The organism is Deltaproteobacteria bacterium (genome assembly GCA_026388545.1).
Taxonomy (GTDB): domain Bacteria; phylum Desulfobacterota; class Syntrophia; order Syntrophales; family UBA2185; genus JAPLJS01.
The window spans coordinates 13,585-32,802 of sequence record JAPLJS010000047.1 but is presented as its reverse complement, the minus strand read 5'-3'; the positions used below and the strand labels follow the sequence as shown (position 1 = coordinate 32,802).

Below are 19,218 nucleotides of genomic sequence, written 5' to 3'. Positions count from 1 at the left end.
TTAGTATTTTGCATACAAATCGAAAATAGATTGAGATTTTTTTACGACAGGTACTTTTGAAATTGATTTCAGTATGGCAGTGTGTTAAAAATTTCACAAGAGGAGATTTTTTTATGTCCACCATTCACCCTTTTAAAGCACTCAGGCCGCAGAAACAATGTATTAAGGCGGTTGCCTCATACCCTTATGATGTGTTGAACAATGACGAGGCGCGGGAGATTGTCAAAGACAATCCCTTGAGCTTTTTGCATGTAGAGAAATCGGGGATTGACTTGCCGCCTCATGTGGATGAACATGACGAACGTGCGTATGAGATTGCAAAATCAAATCTTGAAAAACTCAATCGAGGTGGGGTTTTGTTTCAGGAAAAAACACCGTGCTTTTATATATATCGACAAAAAATTGGTTCTCATGAGCAGTACGGTATCGTCGCGGTGGTAAGCCTGGCCGAATATGAATCAAATCATATTAAGAAACATGAGCTGACAAAGGCGGATAAAGAACTTGATCGTACCCGCCATGTTCTCACAGTAAATGCCCATACGGGGCCGATATTTATGGCATACCGGGCTCAGGATTTTATTGATCGCCTGGTTGAAAAAATAGTCGGCAGTGATCCTGAATACAATTTTGTCGCCGACGATGGGATATCTCATACAGTCTGGGTTATCAGTGATGAAAAAGATATTGCAGAAGTAACAAGCTCATTTGCAAAGGTTGATACCCTTTACATCGCAGATGGCCACCATCGGGCCGCCGCTGCCGCAACGGTGAGAAAATTGAAAAAGGAACAGAATCCCGGAAGCCGTGGAGATGAAGCATATAACTATGTAATGGCTGTTTTATTTCCCCATAATCATCTTAAGATCATGGGCTATCATCGGGTTGTGAGTGATTTGAACGGCTTGGACGAGCCGGAATTCCTTCGCAAGGTTGGTGAACAATTTTTTGTTTCTGAAAATTTTGTGAAGAAATCACCCGGGCAAAGCCATGAAATCGGGATGTATTTACGAGACAAGTGGTACAAACTAAGGGCGAAAGATGGCAGCTATGACAAAGATGATCCCTTTAAGAGTCTTGATGTTTCTATCCTTCAGGATAATCTGTTAAAGCCTGTTCTGGGGATTCAAAATCCGAGAACAGATAAAAGGATTGAATATGTAGGTGGTGTAAGAGGAATGAAAGAATTGGAAAGACTGGTTGATTCAGGAGAATTTGCTGTTGCATTTTCCCTGTATCCGACAAGTATGGAACAACTCATGGCTGTGTCGGATGCCGACAAAATCATGCCCCCCAAATCTACCTGGTTTGAACCAAAACTCCGCAGCGGCATATTTGTGCATCTCCTAACATCATGAAAAAGACCGCTCCTGACGTCTCAACGTTACAAAAAGAAGGGGAGACAGTCGATGATATCCTGGGAGGGAGTCTCAGGATTTTTCAGAAAAAGAGGGGATATCGGTTTTCCATTGATGCTCTTCTTTTAACCCATTTTGTTCGCCTGAAAAAAGGAGACTATATCGTTGACCTGGGAACGGGGAGTGGGGTGATAGCCGTCATAATGGCCAAGCGTTGGGAATGCGGCAAAGTCGTCGGTGTTGATATTCAGGAAGAACTGGTTGACATGGCGAAACGAAGCGTAGAAGTAAATACGCTCAGTGATACGGTTGAGATACGCTGGGGAGACGTCAGGAAGATTGAACAACTTTTCAATTCTCAGTCCTTTGATGTCGTTATTTTTAATCCTCCTTATAGAAAACTGAAATCAGGCAGAATTAATCCGAATAATGAGAAATCTGTGGCACGGCACGAGATCGAAGGAACGGTGCACGATTTTCTCAAAGCATCGGGATATGTTTTAAAAAAATCGGGACATGCCTACATTATATACCCTGCGACAAGGATGGTGGAGCTTTTGTCATCGATGAGTATGGCAGGTATCGAACCAAAAAGAATGCAAATAGTACATTCATTTGGTGCTTCCCGGGGAGAATTTGTCCTGGTGGAAGGGATAAAAGGCGGGCGTGAAGAGCTGGAGGTTCTGCCCCCTCTATTTATTTATTCGGAGGGGGGCAAATATACGGAAGAGATGACCTGCATTTTCAGGGAGCTTTCCGGGTTGCAGAAAGCCTCCTCCGAATAATATTTTTCGTCATTACTCTTTTCAGGATTTCCTTCAACTCCTTGTCTGCAACAGAAGAGACACTCCTTTCGACCATCTTTTTGTCTTTATCCCTCAGGGAATAGGACTCTGGAGAAAATGACGGTGGATCCGAATTCTTCGCCAAGGCGGAAGAAGAAAATTCACCGATGGAAAAATGGACGTTCTTGATTAATTCCTTCCCCAGGATCTGGTTGAAGTTTTCAATAATTTCGTGCTTAAGAATATGAAGCTGCTGCATCCATACGGAAGAAGAAACTTTAACGAACAGGGTATTTCTTTTGAGCTTATCAGGGCGGGTCTGTGCTGAAATCTGTGGACCTACAGCTTTATACCAGACTTCCAGCAAACGCTGTTCCTCGGAATTGAAAAAGATGTTGTGCTTTTTCAGGATGCCTTGCAGTATGTCGCCGAGTTTTTGAAGATTTGCTTGCTTTCTTCTTTTACGCATAGTTTTTTCTTACATAGTTTCATGTTCAGGTCAAGGACACTATTTTTTTATTTACGATAATACTTTTGAAAATATACGTTTTGTTTCATTCCGAGAAGCAAAGCGACGAGGAGTCTTGTTTGCTATATATAGGTTGTAAGATTTCTCCTTTCAGTCGAAATGACAAAGTGGGATTTTTTCAAAGCTCTCACTAAATGGCTAGTAATTTCTGAATATTTTATGGGAGGGAAAGAGACAATATGGATTTATCGGAGATGATAAAACAGATCAAGGCTCATCCAGCATATCATAATGCAGGAATGATCCTGTGTCACAACGGAGTGGTAAGGGCAACCTCAAGAGGCGGGGACCCGGTAACAGAGCTGATTGTAAACGTTGACCGACCGCGATTGGCTGAGATTATTGCGGAAATGAAGAAACGTCTGGGTATCATCGAGGTTCTTGCCGAGGTGCGGGAAGGAAACCTTAAGGTCGGGGATGATGTCATGCTTGTCGTCGTAGCCGGTGATTTACGGGAAAATGCATTTCCCGTTCTCATGGACGCCGTTAACATGATAAAGGAGCAAGTAACGAAGAAGGTGGAAATGTAAGAGCATGGGATCAGGCCATTAAAACCTGATCCCATTTCACCGGAGTTTACGTAAGTTTTTTCAGTTCCTCGGCAAAGATATCATATGTTTTGCGGCCGAAGAGGACAAAACGAACCAGCTCAATATCACTGTGTTCCTTGAGATAATCGATGGACGTCTTGAGTGCGATGTGTGCCGCTTCGTTTACGGGATAGCCATAGACGCCTGTGCTGATGGCAGGAAAGGCTATGCTTTTCAGCTTCCTTGCAGATGCGAGTTTGAGACTCTCCAGATGGGCGCTTTTCAAAAATGCTGCCTCACCTTTCGTACCATCCTGGTAGACGGGACCAACGGTATGGATGACATATGTTGCCTTGAGATTCCCCCCGGCGGTGATCACCGCCTGCCCCGTGGGGCATCCTCCGATTTTTCGACACTCTTCCATAATGGATGGTCCGCCCGCCCGATGTATGGCGCCATCCACTCCTGCACCCCCTGCGAGTCTTGTGTTGGCGGCATTTACGATTGCATCCGTTTCCTCGTTGGTTATATCTCCTTCAGCGAGGGCAAGAGTAGCATTGTTAATTTTTACTTCCATGATTCAACTCCTTTCCGCCACGGGGATTGTATCCCCGTAGACGAGCAGATGGTATGTTTTTTCAATCCTGGTACAGTTTTCCTTACGGTCCATTGACCAGCAACTTCCGATTACCGAGACAACCTTTTCCCGATTGATTTCTTTAGCTCCTTTTTCACCTTTTTCGATATAAACTGCCCCGCTTGCCGGCATCACTTTGCAGTGAATCATAGTGAGCAGGATGATACAGTAACGGTTGATTTTTAATGTAATATTATAAAACTGTAAAGTGAAACTTTATGATTCCTTTATGAAAAGGCCTTTTATATTGAAAATTCCGTATTTAAATGATATACTATAAAGATTAAACAATCAGAAAATGTTTGTTATGTTAAAGATAGACAAGGCAAAAGATCCCGAAAATATCCTGCGGGAAGAAATGATGAAGGAGAGGGCGGAAGTTCTCGGTCGCGCCGGTGAAAAATTGTCTGATGCCATTGAAAAAATAAGTAAAATTGAGCGGGTTATTGAAGAGCGGTTAAAAGATTTCCACGCTATTGTCGAAAAATGCAACGGTGAATGTGACAACGGTGATCTTGTTTTCTTGGGGCAGAAAATAATCAGAGAAATTAATGGCGAGATTGGTAAATTTAATCACGCAAGAGAGTATGCCAAATTGAGGTATTACTATCTAATTGTAACCAGAGAAGCAATGGGTATGCGGCGTCATCACTGGGTCGAAGAATCATACAGGATTCCTCCAAGGAAAAAATATTTTAGAGACGGATAATGGACCGATATATAAAACAGAGAATGAAGATGGTGGAATCCCAGATAAGAGCAAGGGGGATAAGGGATCCACGAGTTTTAAAGGTTATGGAAACGGTTCCCCGACACTTCTTTGTAAATGAAGCTTTGAGAGACCAGGCGTACAATGATAATCCACTCCCCATAGACGGAGGGCAGACTATATCTCAACCTTATATCGTGGCTCTCATGACGGAAGCCATGGAGCTTGAGGGGAATGAAAAGGTTCTTGAAGTCGGAACGGGATCCGGGTATCAAACCGCCATATTAGCGGAACTTGCCGATCATGTGTTTTCCATCGATCGTATCGCATCACTTGCAGGTGGGGCAAGGAAACTTATTGAATCCCTCAATTATTATAACGTGGCAATCAGAGTGGGAGATGGAACATTAGGGTGGAGAGATGAAGCCCCTTTTGACGCCATAATGGTAACAGCCGGTGCTCCGAACATTCCAAAAACCTTAGTGGAACAACTTGCTGTTGGAGGAAGACTTGTTATCCCTTTCGGCGGCCGCCATTCTCAGGTGCTTATTAAATTGACCCGGTTATCCGTGGATGTGAATGATGTAAAAAAAGAAGACCTCGGTGGATGCCGTTTTGTGGATCTTATCGGAGAATACGGATGGGAGTATTGAAATTACATCTTGAAAGTGTTTTGTCCCGATCTAATTAATATGTCCTGGCGACTACTCATTATCCCGCTTCTTTTAGTAAATCTCTTATACGCATGTACAGGCCATTATACCAAGACCGTAAAAACGAAAGGTGTATACCATAGAGTGAAAAGTGGAGACACCCTTTGGAGCATCGCCAAGGCTTATAATATCAATGTCCAGGAACTGGCTGAGATAAATAATATCACAGATCAGAAGCTGTTAGGGTTCGACAGTGTTCTATTTATTCCTGAGGCAGATCAGGTTATCGATGATGTTATGTCCTCGGTCAGCAAAATGGAGTCTCCTGGAAAAACCACACAAAAAGAAGAAAAAATATCAGCATCCAGGCCTGGTAAAGAAGCGCTATCAAATGATAAAGTACCATTGAAACGAGATGTTGTATCACCGTGGGACGTTTCCAAGGGTAAAGTGGCGGTGTCATCAAAAGAAGAATCAAAGGGTATGACAGCCAAAAGTAAAGAAGGTGTTTCCGCTTTAACGGGCCACATACCATCAAAGCAGGAGACAGGAAAAAAGGTTGAACAGAAAAGTAGAGAAAGGAATAACGGGGGAGAGTCTGAAAAGATAAAGTTCGACAAGGAACGATTCATATGGCCCGTTAAGGGGAAGGTCCGATCAAAGTTCGGTATCCAACCGATGGGTATGTATTATAACGGGATTAAAATAGCAGCAAGGGAAGGAACACCTGTGCTCGCTGCGGCAAGCGGGACAGTGATTTTTTCTGATCCTTTGAAGGATTATGGAGAAACAATTATAATTAAGCATGAAGACAATTACGCCACAGTTTATACAAATTTAAGCAATAGAATGGTAAAAGTGTATGATCAGGTTACAAAGGGAGGTCGTATAGCCTTTCCGGGTAAACCCGAGAAAAAAGGGGAAGCTTACCTGAACTTCGAAATCCGTCATCAGAATAAGGCCCGAAACCCCCTTTTTTTTCTTCCGTGATTCTTAAGATTGATCAGATGACCGCCTTCCAATTTTCTGTTGTTATAATCTATCAGCCGTTTAACATTTCGATGGATGCCTGGAAAAAAGTGAACTTCCCTGGGGTGAAAGGTGATATTCATGTATCTGCAACGGTGTCTACAATGGATGGGGCTTCGTTGTGTGTAAGGAGTTAAAAAATGCAAGAAAATTATTCATTTGAACAGGGTCCGATAAGACCACCCAGTGAGGCGAAAAGCCTTCTCATACGGGCAACAAGGAATTGCCCTTGGAATAAGTGTGCTTTTTGCCACACGTATCGCAATACAAAATTTGAACTGAGATCTGTTGAAGAAATAAAAGACGATATTCAGAAGGCGAGAGATATAGCGGACTACATAAGGGAACTATCCTGGAAACATGGAGAGGGTGGGCATGTCGGAAAAAAAATCGTGAATCTCATATACAGTTCTGAAGATGTTTATAACGATAGTTTCAGATCGATAGCTGCATGGCTTTATTATGGTGGTGAGTCTGTTTTTATTCAGGATGCAAATTCGATCATCATGAAGACGGATGATCTTGTTTACGTACTATCGTTTATTAGAGATAAATTTCCGTCTGTAAATAGAATTACCTCATACTGCCGGTCAAAAACAGCGACCAGGAAATCTGTCGAGGAATTTAAAATGCTGAAAGAAGCCGGCCTTTCACGAATTCACATAGGTATGGAAAGCGGGTATGATCCTCTCTTGAAATTAATAAGAAAAGGAGTGACGGCCAGTGAGCACATAGAAGGAGGCCGTAGGATAATGGAAGCAGGAATTTCACTCTGCGAATATGTAATGCCGGGCCTTGGTGGAGACCGGTGGTCAAATGAACATGCCGAGGAAACGGCGAAAGCTATCAATCAGATAAATCCCGACTTTGTCAGATTAAGGTCTCTTCATGTTGTAAAAGGAACGGATCTTTTTGAAATGATGCTTAGGGGTGATTTCAATCCAATCGGTGAAGAAGACGTCCTGAAAGAAATAAGAAAATTTATTGAAAATCTTGATGGCATTGAAACAACCATAGTGAGTGATCATATTCTGAACCTCATCGAAGAATTAAACGGGAAGCTTCCGGAAGATAAAGAAAAACTTTTGGGAATCATCGACGGGTATTTTTCTCTATCTGAAGAAGAAAGGCTCATATACAGGATTGGGAGAAGAATTGGAATGTATACGAGGCTCGCCGACCTTTCGGATAAGAGCATGTACAGTAGGGTAACGAGTATTATTGATCAATACAGATCGCAGAACCAGGGTCAGCTGGATAAAGATTTATTAAAAATAATGAATACATACATACAATAACACATTCCCGACCATAATGGATGTATATTGACTATTATTTTAAAATGTGATACAAAGAATAGTTTTAAATTAATTAGCGGGTGAGGGAGATGTTTAAGGTAGGAGATTTAGCGGTTTATCCGGCTCAAGGCGTTGGAGTTATCGAAGCAATTGAGAGCAGAGAATATATGGGGAGTAAACAGCTGTTTTACGTTATGAAAATCATGAGCAATGATATGAAAATAATGATTCCCACAGATAGTGCGGAATCCGTTGGTCTCAGAGAGATCATCGCGGAAGAAGAAATTCCCAAAGTGTATGAGATCCTTCGAAACAAGGACGTTACTATCGATAAGCAGACATGGAACAAGCGATATAAAGAATACCTGGATAAGATTAAGACGGGATCAGTATTTGAAATTGCGAGAGTATTGCGAGATCTTTTTATTTTAAAGTCTGATAAAAATCTCTCCTTCGGTGAAAGGAAGATGATGGATACGGCAAAGAGCTTATTAGTTAAAGAAATATCAGTTGCGAGTCACGCAGAAGAAACAAAGGTAGAACAAGATCTTAAAACGATATTAACTGTGCAATGAGCTTCAAGGAATAGCGTAATGTGTAATTTCGGTTATACTTTTTTAAAATAAAATTTTTGCGGAAAGCGAGTCGGTATAAAAGCAACATAATTGGATAAGAAAGGAGGTGATACTATTGATTGTAAAAATTCTTCTCATGGCAGCATGTTCAATGAGCGGTTATTTCATTGCATTTACGTATTATGGATTTCCTCTAGCACTGATAGGATTATTTTTAGGATTATTAATTGCGATTTCTGTCATACAAGCTGAACAGGCCATAAGAAAGGTATCACTCAGAGTTATATTTGGTGGTGTATTGGGTATGATCATCGGTCTTTTCATTGCCTTTTTTCTGGCCTATGGTCTCAATTTTGTAGGTGTTACGTGGGAGAAGCAGCAGGTTGCCCCATGGATATATGCCCTTCTGACAGGTATTATGGGATATCTTGGCCTTGTTCTTGGATCAAAAAAAATTGAGGAGTTTAGTTTATTTAGCTTTAGTCAGACAAAAGAAAATTCTGATTATAGGATTCTTGATACGAGCGTTATTATTGACGGCAGGATTGCAGATATTTGCGATACCGGCTTTATCGAAGGTACCCTAGTGGTTCCCCGGTTTGTTTTAGATGAGTTACAGTACATTGCCGACTCTTCCGATTCTATGAAACGTTCTCGTGGCAGGAGGGGGCTCGATATCCTGAACCGGATGCAAAGAAGTAACGGTATTAATATTGAGGTAGTCGATCAGGATTTCCCGAAGCTTAAGGGTGTTGATGCGAAGCTCGTGGCAATGGCAAAAAAAATGAATGGTAAAATTGTGACAAATGATTTTAACTTGAATAAAGTTGCCGAATTGCAAGGCATAAAAATTTTAAATGTCAATGAACTTGCAAATGCCCTGAAGCCAGTTGTATTACCCGGTGAAATAATGAAGGTGAAGATTATTAAAGATGGAAAAGAGCCCGGACAGGGGGTAGCGTATCTTGATGACGGAACTATGATAATTGTCGATAATGCACAGAAGTACCAGGGATCAAATGTCGATGTTATTGTAACCAGCGTACTGCAAACGACAGCGGGCAGGATGATATTTTCGGAATTGAAGGAGGCGATTGCAGAGAAGAAAGCCTACGGGTTAAGTGTAAAACAATAGAACTATGCTGAAGCCCGGAGAGCTCAAAAGCGCCGGGCTTTTTTTATTTATGGATGTGTCGATGAAAGCGGTTGCGATTATCCCTGCCGGCGGTTCGGGGAAACGAATGCAGGAAAATCTATCAAAACAGTATCTTTTACTGGATGGTATCCCTGTGCTTGCGCATACTCTGAGAGTATTTCAGGGATCGCCAAAGATAGATGAAATATTTCTCATCGTGCCGGGGGATGATATCAAGTATGCTCGAGAATGTATCGTTGAGAAATTTGGTATTTCGAAAGTCAGCCGCATAGTGGCAGGAGGAAGGGAAAGACAGGATTCGGTAAGAAATGGGATTGATATTTTGAGAAGTGATCATGATATTGTTGTCATTCATGATGGTGTCAGGCCGTTCATATCAGAAAGATTAGTCCATTTCGCCATTCTTGAAGCATTAAAGCAGGCGGCCGTGACGGTTGGTGTGCCGGTCAAAGATACTGTGAAATCAGTTGATGGTCATGGGGAGATTTTAAAAACTCTCAACCGCGACAGTCTGTGGCTGACGCAAACACCTCAGGCATTTAAACGGGATGTTATAAAAAAGGCCTATGAAACTGCATATAGGGATAATTACTATGGGACTGATGACGCCTCACTCGTTGAGAGGCTAGGCATCACTGTGAAGATGATTTGCGGCTCCTATGATAACATCAAGATTACAACAAAAGACGACATTATGCTGGCGGAGGTACTCGTAAAAAGACTTAAATCAGATGGCTAATCCATTGGTGAGTGCATACTATTTGGAGTTAATATATATAATTCATAGTGCTCGGTAATGCGATAGACAGACGCATAACGAAAGAAAGGACTAAAGTGAGAATCGGTTTTGGATATGATAGCCACCGGCTTGTTGAGGGAAGAAGATTAGTCCTTGGAGGAATGGAGATACCCCATGAAAAGGGGCTTTTGGGCCACTCTGATGCAGATGCTCTTGTCCATGCCGTCTGCGATGCCATTATTGGCGCCATCGGAGGGGGCGATATTGGCAGGAATTTTCCCGACACAGATCCCACTTATACGGGTATATCCAGTCTGAAACTGCTTCATCAGGTTGGTGTCTTGGCAGGAGAAAAGGGATTTGTAGTAAACAATATAGATTCTACGGTCATTCTGGAAAGGCCGAAATTGATGGGTTATACGCATGAGATGGCGTTGAATGTTGCGAATGTATTAAATATTTCTGTTGACAGGGTTAATGTCAAAGCCAAGACCAATGAAGGGATGGGGTTTTTGGGACGTGACGAAGGTATTGCCGCCTTTGCGGTGGTTACAATCAGCGAGAAGGGCAACAGATGATGCCGCTTAGACCGAGAGTCAGATTTGCACCGTCGCCGACGGGAGATCTCCATGTCGGTAATGCACGGACAGCCCTGTTTAACTGGCTCTTTGCCAAACGCTATGGGGGTGATTTTATCCTCCGGATAGAAGATACGGATCAGGAAAGGACTTCCTCTGTTTTTGAAAAAAACCTTTTAGAAGATCTGAAATGGCTCTCCATAGGCTGGAATGAAGGGCCGGAAAAAGGCGGCGAATTCGGTCCTTACCATCAGATTGAAAGGCTTCATATCTACAAAAAATACCTGAAAGAATTGATTAAAGCTGACCGGGTCTATCCCTGTTATTGTACGGAAGAAGAATTGGAGGAACAGCGTATCAGCCTTCTTGCCATGAAAAGGATGCCGAGGTACATGGGAAAATGCAGGTATCTGGCGGAAAACGAAAGAAAAAAACATGAAGAAGGAGGGAGGAAACCGGCCTTTCGTTTCAAAGTGGATGCAGGACCTATTGAATTTATCGACCTGATTCGGGGATCAATGAAATTTGACGGTGAGGCGATTGGTGATTTTATCATAGTCCGTTCCAATGGTATTCCTTCCTATAATTTCGCCGTGGTCGTCGATGATCACCTCATGGGAATTACCCATGTTATCCGCGGAGAAGACCACCTTTCCAACACAGCCACCCAGAAACTTCTCTATCGGGCTCTTGGCTTTGCCCCTCCTGTATTTGCACACCATTCACTCATTCTGGGTAAAGACCGAGCAAAGTTAAGTAAACGTCATGGGTCGGTCTCCGTTCGGGAATTCAGGAGTAAAGGTATCCTGCCTGAGGCGCTTTTAAACTATTTATCGCTTCTCGGTAGCTCCCTTGGGGAGGGGAAAGAAGTTGCTGACATAGACGAGATCATCAATGTATTTTCCCTTGATAGGGCAGGCAAAAGCGGCGCCATTTTTGATGAAAGTAAGCTAAGATGGCTAAACGCCATATATATCAGGAATTATGACGTTAATAAGCTGACGGAATTGCTCATTCCCTTTATTGAAGAGGCTGGATATGACCCTGGTCTCCTTGATCGTGGGTGGCTTTATCAGGTTGTGGAGGCCCTCAGGGATAATCTTGTGACATTGGCCGATATCGGGGAATACTTAGATATCTTTGTTGATGAAAAATACCACATTTCGGAAGAAGCAACAGCGATTCTTCGGGGGGATACCGCTACTACTGTTTTGAAAGTCCTTCACGAGGTGCTGAATCAAAATAGCATTTCTCATGAACACTTCTACTCTCATCTAATCGATATAGTCCGGAGAAAGACGGGTTTAAAGGCGAAGGATATTTTTATGCCGATCCGGGCTGCTTTAACCGGAAGGACTTCGGGGCCGGAACTCGAAAAGATATTTTCCATCCTAAGAAAAGAATCGATCCTCAAAAGGGTTGAGAGCATAGTAACATAAGCCTGAGGAATCATTTGAATCTCTTATATTATGTAAGTCCTCTTGTGGCGAGGGCTGGCATAATTTTGTACCGTGCAGGATCACCGTATGATGCCGTTGTAAGAGAGTATCAGGAATATCTTATGTACGAACGGCAACTGGATGAAGAGGTTTGAAAGGTTATGCCTGAAGATAAAAAAAATCTGTTGGGAGAGATTCTCGTTGAGCGCAGGGTAATCACGGAAGCCGATCTCCAGGATGCCCTGGATGAACAAAAAATAAGTAAAAAGCGCCTTGGTAAGATACTGATCGGCAAAGGTAAAGCTTCTCCGACCGATATCCTCAATGCCCTTTCCCTTAAACTCACCCATAGTACTCAGACCGAGATAAAGAGATCAACTCTATCGTTCATTGACAGATTGAAAAATACGAGGATACCCATAAAAGTCCGATTGTCTGTTTTCATAACTCTTTTGGTAGTAATAATTATGGCCTTCTTGAGCTTCTTCTACTTCCGGAGTCAAAGGGATGAATTTATTTCTCAGACGGTGCGTCTTGGTAAAGCTATAGTCGTCAATCTGGCTTATAACAGTTCTGTTCCTCTTCTTGAGGATGATGAAGCAAACCTTCACATTTTGTTGGAAGAAGTATCCAAGATAGAGGATATCGAATATGCCATGATCCTTGGTAAAACGGAGCTTATCAGAGCACATACGGATATAAATAAAGTCAATCAACCGTATGATTATATATATGGTGCAACGGTTTTGCGGAGCGACGATCAATTGGAAATAAAGAGATATTATGACAAGACGAAAGAAATACTCGATTTTTATATGCCAGTGGAATTCAATAAGGTTAAGGTGGGGGGTATTCACGTGGGAATCTCCCTCGAAACGCTACAAAAAAAGATATCAGAGACACGACTATTTGTTATATCTCTGACGTTATTAATCATATCGGCCGGTATCGGAATATCATTCTTCATCAGCACAAAATTTTCAAAGCCCATTTACATGCTTGTGAACGGGACCAGAGAAATTAAAAATGGGAATTATAATTTCAAGATAGACCTTTTGAGTAATGATGAGCTTGGTGATCTGACGGCTTCTTTTAACGATATGGCGGAGGGTTTAAGGAAAAAAGAAATTATTCAGGACGCGTTCGGTAAATATGTGGCGCCTGAGGTTGTCGATATGATCCTTAAGCATCCGGATGAGAAATGGTTAAAGGGAGAAAAGCTTGAAGCCACAGTGATGTTTGCGGATATAAGGGGGTTTACTTCATTTTCGGAAAATACGGTTCCCGAAGAGGTTATTGCCGTTTTGAATAATTATTTTACCCTGGCTACTGAGATAATATTTCAGTATGACGGGCATGTGGATAAGTTTATTGGGGATGAAGTTATGGCGGTGTTTGGAGTGCTTTTAGAACATGAGGATCACCCAGCCAGGGCGGTAATGGCCGCTGTAGCCTTACAGAAAGAGCTCAATACAGTAAACCTTAAATTGGAAAGCTCGGGGAAAAAACCGGTGAAAGTTGGTATCGGCATAAACGTTGGAGAATTGATTGTGGGGAACATAGGCTCAAAAAAAAGAATGGAATATACGGTAATAGGTGATACGGTAAATGTCGCCTCCCGTCTGACAAGCTTAGCGGGGCCGGATGAAATTATTATCAGTGATTCCGTATATCAGAAGGTTTGTGAATTTGTCATTGTGGAAGAACTCGATCCGGTTATGGTTAAAGGAAAAAGTGCACCTGTCAAAATATACAGGGTGAAGGGTATAAATCAGCACGTTTGCTAAACCAGAACATTGAATTTTCGTAAATGGCTGTATTGTTAGTTGTGATCTTAATGAGAGTGATTTTTGTGACCTGTTTTGCTATTGTTTGAGGGCCTCCAGCAATCTTTTTGACCTCTGTATATATTCTTTTGCTTTATGGTGGTTTGGGTCGATCTCAAGAACAGTATTCCATTTCGCAATTGCCTCATGGAGCTTCTGTTCCCTGAAGAATTTAAGCCCTGCTCTGTAAAAATTGTCTGCCATATTCTTCAACATAGTTCTGGTTTTTCTTACGTAGGGTTCAGTATTTCCGAATCCCCTTTTCACCTTTGTAAACATATTCAATGCTTTCATGTAATCTTTTTTGTTATAATAAAAAACTCCCAGGTTGTAATACGATAGGTTAAGATATTTTGCTATCTCGGAGTTCCTGGGATCTTTTGATTTCGCCTTTAAGAGCTCATCAATTGCAGCTTGATACTCGCCGCTTTCATAAAATGAAATGGCGATGTTAGGATAATCGCTTTCCTCATATTCTCTACTTTCTTCGCCTCTTCCTCTGGCGCTGTCTCTGCGTACGATTGTACGTGATCGCAACTTTGATTCTGCAAGTGCAATGTTTTGATTTTTTAGTTCATTCACAACTATCGGGTAATCCGGTTTAATACGAAGGGCAGTGAGAAATTCTTTTATGGCAGCCGAAGAATCACTCTCTTTTAATGACAATCCGGCTTTATAATGCTTTTCCGCCTCCTGATCACGTATTGGGGAAAGCCTATTCAATTGTTCTTTCGCGGAACTGTTTGCCGGGTCAATAGTAAGGGCAATTTTAAGCTCCTCGATGGCCGTTGCGATGTCTCCTGTTTGTTCGAGGCTGGATGATTTTTTCATATGCTCTTCAGGAAGGGTATGTTTGAATGCAGGGGCGCATCCATTGAGGAGAACAGCACATGACAGGAGCAGGAAAAAATACTGAAAAAACCCCTGCATGGTGTGTGTTATTTTACCCGATGAAATCATACCTATTCTTGTCTAAAAGTCTGCAGCGACTGTGTGAAGTCGTCTATGTCATCACTGTTGAATATCATTGATCGGTTCAGGGAGAAGTTGTTGGTGAAAAATGGATTGCTGCCTTTAATCACAGTGAATCCGCTTTCGTAGCCGAATTTTTTTAGTTTTTCTACAACTTCGGTGTTAAAATTTCCATATGGGTACGCAAGGCTGGTGGCATTAATACCAAGATTCTCTTTAATGACCCGTTGAGATTCTTCCAATTCTCTCTCTAATGACTCTTTCGTTATTTTTGTCAGGTCGGCATGACTGACCGTATGAGATTGTACCTCGATGACTCCTTCATCGATCATTTCCTTAATTTCATCCCAGCAGAGAGTCACATTATTGGGTTTTGTTTTGATCAAAGCTGTGTAAACGAACAGCGTGGCTTTAAACCCGTACTTTTTGAGAAGTGGTGCAGCTATAGTCATGGCAGTTTTCCACCCGTCATCAATGGTTATAACGACCGAATTTTTGGGTGGTCGCCTCTTGTAGTTAATGAAATTATAGAGAGTGTTGAGGGAGATTACATTATAGCCGTTCTGTTTGAGATACGCCATCTGTTGGTCAAACATCTCTTCAGATATACTTATTTTTGTGCTGGTTTTTTTCTTGCTGAACTGGTGGTAACAAAGAACGGTTACCGTTTGATATCTTCCTGGATAAAGCCCACCAGGGTTAGCCGGTTTCAGGGGAATTACTATATCCTGATCCGGGACAATACTTTTATTCTTATTAAATTCAGCTATAATGTAAGCAAGCCGTCTGTCCCCATAGTACTTTTCTGCGAGCGACTCATAGGTGTCGGAAGAATTCGCAAGAACGACGGCATAGTCCTCTGAAATCCTTGCCCTGTCGCTTACTTCAGGCCGAACGGCCGTTTCTTTAACCATTTCTTTTGAAGGGGCGGCACAACCGCTTATGAGAAGAAGAAATGTGATAAGCAAAATGCGATTGATTATTGAAAAAATCGGATGGTCGGATGTTTTAAACCCGGTGAATGTTCCTGCAGCAATTTGACGGATGCCCCGATTTGGTAATGGATATCCGGATGTGAATCTAAATGCCTTCAAATTGCATTCCCTCGTAAGGAAGCGTCTAGTCGATAATTATTAATAAATACATTCAGTAAAGCGCCCCGACCCCATGTCGTGGCTTGTGGGATACGCCTCCGATCGATTTGTGAAGGTTAACAGCCCCCTGGGAAAATTTGGATGTATAGTACGGGGAGATTTGTTACCATTGGCCTTATAAAGTTTTTCTGCTTTGCGACCGATAATAATCGAAATTATGTATGATAAAATATTCTCAATGAGTTCAAAAATCAAGAAAATATTTTATCGTAGGGGTGAAGACACAGCCTGCAAAGTGTGGCGTTTCAGTGTCTGAAGCAATGATAACATTAAGATTTCTATCTTGACCAGAAGGAGTCCATAAGATATAATTACTGCGATTGTTTTCATGGTATGTCAAACTAATTTTAATAATGAGCGAAAGGGGGATCTATGAAATTTATAGATGAGATCGATCTCAAGGGAAAAAGAGTTTTGTTCAGGTTTGATTTCAATGTTCCTTTGGACAATTCCTTAATAATAACTGATGACATACGCATAAGGGCAGCACTTCCGACGATTAATTATGCCCTCGATGAGGGAGCAAAAGTGATCCTTATGTCGCATCTGGGACGTCCCAAGGGGAAGTCAGCACCTGAGTTCAGCCTCGCTCCGGTGGCAAGAAGGTTGTCGCGACTTATTAATAAAGAGGTAGTGTTGGCGAGTGACTGTATCGGCGATGAAGTCAAAAAATTGGTTGAAGGAATGCCTCCGGGATGCGTTGTGCTTCTCGAAAACCTGAGGTTTCATATTGAAGAGGAAAAGAATTCTGACGAATTTGCAAAAGAACTGGCGAGCCTGGGGGATGTCTATATTGATGATGCGTTTGGAAATGCTCACAGAAAACATGCTTCGAACGTGGGAATTATCAAGTATATTAAGGAATATGGCGCTGGTTTCCTGATAAAGCAGGAATTGAATTATTTGAAGAAGGCGGTAGAAAATCCAGCGAGGCCTTTCGTTGCTATTATTGGAGGGTCGAAGGTATCCGGTAAACTTGAAGCCCTGCTTCACCTCATCAAAAAAGTCGATAAAATGATTATTGGGGGAGGCATGGCTTTTACCTTCCTGAAAGCTCTGGGGAATGAAATTGGTAAATCCATTTTTGAAGAGGAACTGTTGTCAATAGCGAAGGAGATCATGGAGACAGCCAGGCAACTGGGAGTGAAATTTTATTTACCCGTTGATTGTGTCATCGCTGAAGATATGAGCGCCGAAGCGGAAACCAAGATTGTACCCGTGCAGGAAATCAATGCCAAGTGGAAGGGGCTTGATATCGGTCCTGCCACCATTACTCTTTTTACCGAAGCGCTCAGTAATGCCAAAACCATTTTATGGAATGGCCCGATGGGAGTTTTTGAAATTGATGCATTCAGCAGGGGGACTTCGGCATTGGCACACAGTGTGGCAAATTCCTATGCAATTACCATCGTCGGGGGAGGCGATACGGATGTGGCAATTCATAAAACCGGTGAAAGCGATAGAATTACCTATATATCAACCGGTGGTGGAGCTTCCATTGAACTTCTGGCAGGCAAATCACTCCCTGCCATTGAGGCCCTTGATGGTACTGACAGCCCACGCTGATTATGAATCGGAATAAGAAAAGGGGGGAGGTGAACCCCCTTTTTTATTTAAAGATGATTATTAAAAGGGCAAATAGGGCAGAGAAGTTACATGCGAAATATAAAGATGATTCTGGAATATGATGGGAAAAGATATCATGGATGGCAACGGCAGGGTGACATGGCTACAATCCAGAAGGTTCTTGAAGAAAGCATCAGTACTATAACGCAGGAAGACATCAGGGTAATGGGTTCAGGGAGAACGGATGCCGGTGTTCATGCTATTAGTCAGGTAGCGAATTTCATGACGAGTTCGAATATAGAGGTGAGAAACCTCCTTAATGGGATAAATAGTCTTCTGCCGTTGGATGTTGTGGTTAAAGAACTGATCGAGACAGATAAAGATTTTCATGCACGGTATAATGCGAAATGTAAAGTGTATTTATATCAGATATACAACAGGCCGGTTCGATCGGTTTTGTACAGGCACAACGCCTGGTTTATCCGTGAACCTCTCGATATTGGCAGGATGAAGGAAGCGGCTCTCCTTCTTAAAGGAACGTTTGATTTTTCTTCCTTCTGTGCCGCTAATTGCGGTATTAAGAGTCATATAAGAACTGTGAAAAACATTAATATAGAAATGAATCACCGCGGTATGATGAAAATTTGTATAGAAGCCGATGGTTTCTTGAAATATATGGTAAGAAATATAGTCGGTACACTTGTTGATGTCGGGAAGAGGAAGATATCCGTAACAGAGTTAACGGGCATCATGGAAGCAAAGGACAGAAGACGAGCGGGTATAACGGCGCCTGCTCATGGACTATTCTTAAAGGAAGTGAGATACTGATGAAGATTTTGATATTAGGGTATAAAGGTATGCTGGGCAGTGATCTTTTACTGCGGCTTATTCCCTTTCATGAAGTAAATGGTAAGGATATAGAAGATTTTGATATTGCCTCACGAGCGTCTTGTGAGGAAGTCATTTCAGAAGACAATCCGGATGTTGTTATTAATGCGGCTGCTTACACCGATGTTGATGGATGTGAATCGAAGAGAGAACAGTGCTTTTCGGTCATTCCGACAATTTTCTCCTCATACGATCGGCATGGCTTTACGGGAGGAACGGGAAAAACTTTGTTAATACCATTATCGAAAAGGCAAAAACGGAAAAAACGCTCAAAGTCGTTGATGATCAGGTCGGTTCTCCAACATTCACGTGGGATCTGGCGGGTGCTGTTCAACTATTGATTGAAGGTCAATATTCCGGGATCTTTCATATAACAAACAGGGGGAGTTGCAACTGGTATGAATTCACTCTGAAAATATTGAAAACTGCCAGTATCACTGATGTTACCGTGAAGCCTATAAAATCTGATGATCTGGCAAGGCCGGCGAGCCGCCCGCATTACAGTGTCCTTGGCTGTCGAAAATTCATTGAAACTACGGGAAAAACCATGAGATATTGGCAAGTTTCCCTGGATGACTATATCGGCAAAATGGGGTATTAGGATGTTATATGGTGTGTCGAAGTTGCGATAAACCGTTATTATTACTTTAATGGTTACCGGAAATAATCTTGACACCCTAAAGTGATTTCAGTATATTTTCATAAATTTATTACCTTATCTGTAACATGGGTAAAGATCGGACTAAATGGTGAATCTCTGTATTCGTAAAAATCTTTTACTCTTGAAACATATTTGA

22 protein-coding genes are annotated in these 19,218 nt (G+C 42.1%); 17 read left to right on the top strand and 5 right to left on the bottom strand.

Annotated features, from left to right (window positions below; translation table 11 throughout):
• The first annotated feature begins 113 nt into the window (after positions 1-113).
• Entirely contained in the window at positions 114-1,358 is a 1,245-nt protein-coding gene (locus NTW12_05460) for a DUF1015 family protein (GenBank protein MCX5845793.1), read from the top strand.
• Positions 1,355-2,143 (top strand): tRNA1(Val) (adenine(37)-N6)-methyltransferase, encoded by a 789-nt coding sequence (locus NTW12_05455; GenBank protein ID MCX5845792.1) that lies wholly within the window; start codon positions 1,355-1,357, stop codon positions 2,141-2,143. The genes NTW12_05460 and NTW12_05455 overlap by 4 nt, the downstream gene beginning before the upstream one ends.
• Here NTW12_05455 and NTW12_05450 read toward each other — a convergent pair.
• Positions 2,103-2,612 carry a DUF721 domain-containing protein gene (locus NTW12_05450; protein MCX5845791.1) on the bottom strand — a complete coding sequence of 170 codons (510 nt, stop codon included), beginning with the start codon at positions 2,610-2,612 and terminating at the stop codon, positions 2,103-2,105. The genes NTW12_05455 and NTW12_05450 overlap by 41 nt on opposite strands.
• A 239-nt stretch (positions 2,613-2,851) precedes the next feature.
• On the opposite strand from NTW12_05450, the gene NTW12_05445 reads away from it, so the two are divergent.
• On the top strand, positions 2,852-3,202 hold the full coding sequence (locus NTW12_05445; protein ID MCX5845790.1) for a molybdenum cofactor biosynthesis protein MoaE: 351 nt from the start codon (positions 2,852-2,854) through the stop codon (positions 3,200-3,202).
• A gap of 46 nt (positions 3,203-3,248) precedes the next feature.
• Here the strand turns inward: NTW12_05445 and NTW12_05440 are convergent, their stop codons facing one another.
• The gene (locus NTW12_05440) at positions 3,249-3,779 is read right to left on the bottom strand and encodes an O-acetyl-ADP-ribose deacetylase (protein ID MCX5845789.1); all 531 of its coding nucleotides are present in this window, start codon (positions 3,777-3,779) and stop codon (positions 3,249-3,251) included.
• A gap of 3 nt (positions 3,780-3,782) precedes the next feature.
• Complete coding sequence (locus tag NTW12_05435; protein ID MCX5845788.1) at positions 3,783-3,989, bottom strand: hypothetical protein; 207 nt, start codon at positions 3,987-3,989, stop codon at positions 3,783-3,785.
• Positions 3,990-4,146: 157 nt separating this feature from the next.
• Here NTW12_05435 and NTW12_05430 point away from each other — a divergent pair, with 157 nt between their 5' ends.
• The 11 genes from NTW12_05430 to NTW12_05380 all read left to right on the top strand — a co-directional run bounded on the left by NTW12_05430 (position 4,147) and on the right by NTW12_05380 (position 13,802).
• Positions 4,147-4,548 (top strand): hypothetical protein, encoded by a 402-nt coding sequence (locus NTW12_05430; protein ID MCX5845787.1) that lies wholly within the window; start codon positions 4,147-4,149, stop codon positions 4,546-4,548.
• Positions 4,548-5,201: a protein-L-isoaspartate(D-aspartate) O-methyltransferase gene (locus NTW12_05425; GenBank protein MCX5845786.1), complete on the top strand. Its 654-nt coding sequence runs from the start codon at positions 4,548-4,550 to the stop codon at positions 5,199-5,201. The genes NTW12_05430 and NTW12_05425 overlap by 1 nt, the downstream gene beginning before the upstream one ends.
• 15 nt (positions 5,202-5,216) lie before the next feature.
• Positions 5,217-6,191, top strand: a complete 975-nt coding sequence (locus NTW12_05420) for a M23 family metallopeptidase (GenBank protein ID MCX5845785.1) — start codon at positions 5,217-5,219, stop codon at positions 6,189-6,191.
• Positions 6,192-6,370: 179 nt separating this feature from the next.
• Positions 6,371-7,528 carry a radical SAM protein gene (locus NTW12_05415; GenBank protein ID MCX5845784.1) on the top strand — a complete coding sequence of 386 codons (1,158 nt, stop codon included), beginning with the start codon at positions 6,371-6,373 and terminating at the stop codon, positions 7,526-7,528.
• An 89-nt stretch (positions 7,529-7,617) separates the two neighbouring features.
• A complete protein-coding gene (locus NTW12_05410; GenBank protein MCX5845783.1) occupies positions 7,618-8,103 on the top strand; it encodes a CarD family transcriptional regulator in 486 nt (161 codons plus the stop codon).
• Between the two features lie 106 nt (positions 8,104-8,209).
• Positions 8,210-9,238: a PIN domain-containing protein gene (locus tag NTW12_05405; protein MCX5845782.1), complete on the top strand. Its 1,029-nt coding sequence runs from the start codon at positions 8,210-8,212 to the stop codon at positions 9,236-9,238.
• Positions 9,239-9,299: 61 nt separating this feature from the next.
• On the top strand, positions 9,300-9,998 hold the full coding sequence (gene ispD / locus NTW12_05400) for a 2-C-methyl-D-erythritol 4-phosphate cytidylyltransferase (protein MCX5845781.1): 699 nt from the start codon (positions 9,300-9,302) through the stop codon (positions 9,996-9,998).
• Between the two features lie 95 nt (positions 9,999-10,093).
• On the top strand, positions 10,094-10,576 hold the full coding sequence (gene ispF / locus NTW12_05395) for a 2-C-methyl-D-erythritol 2,4-cyclodiphosphate synthase (protein MCX5845780.1): 483 nt from the start codon (positions 10,094-10,096) through the stop codon (positions 10,574-10,576).
• On the top strand, positions 10,573-12,015 hold the full coding sequence (gltX, locus tag NTW12_05390; protein MCX5845779.1) for a glutamate--tRNA ligase: 1,443 nt from the start codon (positions 10,573-10,575) through the stop codon (positions 12,013-12,015). The genes ispF and gltX overlap by 4 nt, the downstream gene beginning before the upstream one ends.
• Positions 12,016-12,029: 14 nt before the next feature.
• Positions 12,030-12,170 (top strand): hypothetical protein, encoded by a 141-nt coding sequence (locus NTW12_05385; GenBank protein MCX5845778.1) that lies wholly within the window; start codon positions 12,030-12,032, stop codon positions 12,168-12,170.
• 6 nt (positions 12,171-12,176) lie between these two features.
• The gene (locus tag NTW12_05380) at positions 12,177-13,802 is read left to right on the top strand and encodes a HAMP domain-containing protein (GenBank protein ID MCX5845777.1); all 1,626 of its coding nucleotides are present in this window, start codon (positions 12,177-12,179) and stop codon (positions 13,800-13,802) included.
• Positions 13,803-13,880: 78 nt separating this feature from the next.
• Here the strand turns inward: NTW12_05380 and NTW12_05375 are convergent, their stop codons facing one another.
• Together NTW12_05375 and NTW12_05370 are read right to left on the bottom strand one after the other, a co-directional pair.
• The gene (locus tag NTW12_05375; protein MCX5845776.1) at positions 13,881-14,672 is read right to left on the bottom strand and encodes a hypothetical protein; all 792 of its coding nucleotides are present in this window, start codon (positions 14,670-14,672) and stop codon (positions 13,881-13,883) included.
• 131 nt (positions 14,673-14,803) lie between these two features.
• Positions 14,804-15,907, bottom strand: coding sequence for a polysaccharide deacetylase family protein (locus tag NTW12_05370; protein MCX5845775.1), 1,104 nt, complete (start codon positions 15,905-15,907; stop codon positions 14,804-14,806).
• 432 nt (positions 15,908-16,339) lie between these two features.
• Here NTW12_05370 and NTW12_05365 point away from each other — a divergent pair, with 432 nt between their 5' ends.
• The 3 genes from NTW12_05365 (at position 16,340) to NTW12_05355 (ending at position 19,022) form a co-directional block, all read left to right on the top strand.
• Entirely contained in the window at positions 16,340-17,533 is a 1,194-nt protein-coding gene (locus tag NTW12_05365; GenBank protein ID MCX5845774.1) for a phosphoglycerate kinase, read from the top strand.
• 90 nt (positions 17,534-17,623) lie between these two features.
• On the top strand, positions 17,624-18,361 hold the full coding sequence (gene truA / locus NTW12_05360) for a tRNA pseudouridine(38-40) synthase TruA (GenBank protein ID MCX5845773.1): 738 nt from the start codon (positions 17,624-17,626) through the stop codon (positions 18,359-18,361).
• Between the two features lie 214 nt (positions 18,362-18,575).
• Positions 18,576-19,022 (top strand): sugar nucleotide-binding protein, encoded by a 447-nt coding sequence (locus tag NTW12_05355; protein ID MCX5845772.1) that lies wholly within the window; start codon positions 18,576-18,578, stop codon positions 19,020-19,022.
• Positions 19,023-19,218 lie beyond the last annotated feature (196 nt).

Excerpts from the sequence above, each read along its gene's own strand:
- NTW12_05380 (MCX5845777.1), top strand. The coding sequence starts at position 12,177 with ATGCCTGAAGATAAAAAAAATCTGTTGGGAGAGATTCTCGTTGAGCGC.
- NTW12_05455 (MCX5845792.1), top strand. The coding sequence starts at position 1,355 with ATGAAAAAGACCGCTCCTGACGTCTCAACGTTACAAAAAGAAGGGGAG.
- NTW12_05435 (MCX5845788.1), bottom strand. The coding sequence starts at position 3,989 with ATGATTCACTGCAAAGTGATGCCGGCAAGCGGGGCAGTTTATATCGAA.
- NTW12_05450 (MCX5845791.1), bottom strand. The coding sequence starts at position 2,612 with ATGCGTAAAAGAAGAAAGCAAGCAAATCTTCAAAAACTCGGCGACATA.
- NTW12_05445 (MCX5845790.1), top strand. The coding sequence starts at position 2,852 with ATGGATTTATCGGAGATGATAAAACAGATCAAGGCTCATCCAGCATAT.
- gltX (MCX5845779.1), top strand. The coding sequence starts at position 10,573 with ATGATGCCGCTTAGACCGAGAGTCAGATTTGCACCGTCGCCGACGGGA.
- NTW12_05440 (MCX5845789.1), bottom strand. The coding sequence starts at position 3,779 with ATGGAAGTAAAAATTAACAATGCTACTCTTGCCCTCGCTGAAGGAGAT.
- NTW12_05375 (MCX5845776.1), bottom strand. The coding sequence starts at position 14,672 with ATGAAAAAATCATCCAGCCTCGAACAAACAGGAGACATCGCAACGGCC.
- NTW12_05415 (MCX5845784.1), top strand. The coding sequence starts at position 6,371 with ATGCAAGAAAATTATTCATTTGAACAGGGTCCGATAAGACCACCCAGT.
- NTW12_05430 (MCX5845787.1), top strand. The coding sequence starts at position 4,147 with ATGTTAAAGATAGACAAGGCAAAAGATCCCGAAAATATCCTGCGGGAA.
- truA (MCX5845773.1), top strand. The coding sequence starts at position 17,624 with ATGCGAAATATAAAGATGATTCTGGAATATGATGGGAAAAGATATCAT.
- NTW12_05460 (MCX5845793.1), top strand. The coding sequence starts at position 114 with ATGTCCACCATTCACCCTTTTAAAGCACTCAGGCCGCAGAAACAATGT.
- NTW12_05410 (MCX5845783.1), top strand. The coding sequence starts at position 7,618 with ATGTTTAAGGTAGGAGATTTAGCGGTTTATCCGGCTCAAGGCGTTGGA.
- ispD (MCX5845781.1), top strand. The coding sequence starts at position 9,300 with ATGAAAGCGGTTGCGATTATCCCTGCCGGCGGTTCGGGGAAACGAATG.
- NTW12_05365 (MCX5845774.1), top strand. The coding sequence starts at position 16,340 with ATGAAATTTATAGATGAGATCGATCTCAAGGGAAAAAGAGTTTTGTTC.
- NTW12_05425 (MCX5845786.1), top strand. The coding sequence starts at position 4,548 with ATGGACCGATATATAAAACAGAGAATGAAGATGGTGGAATCCCAGATA.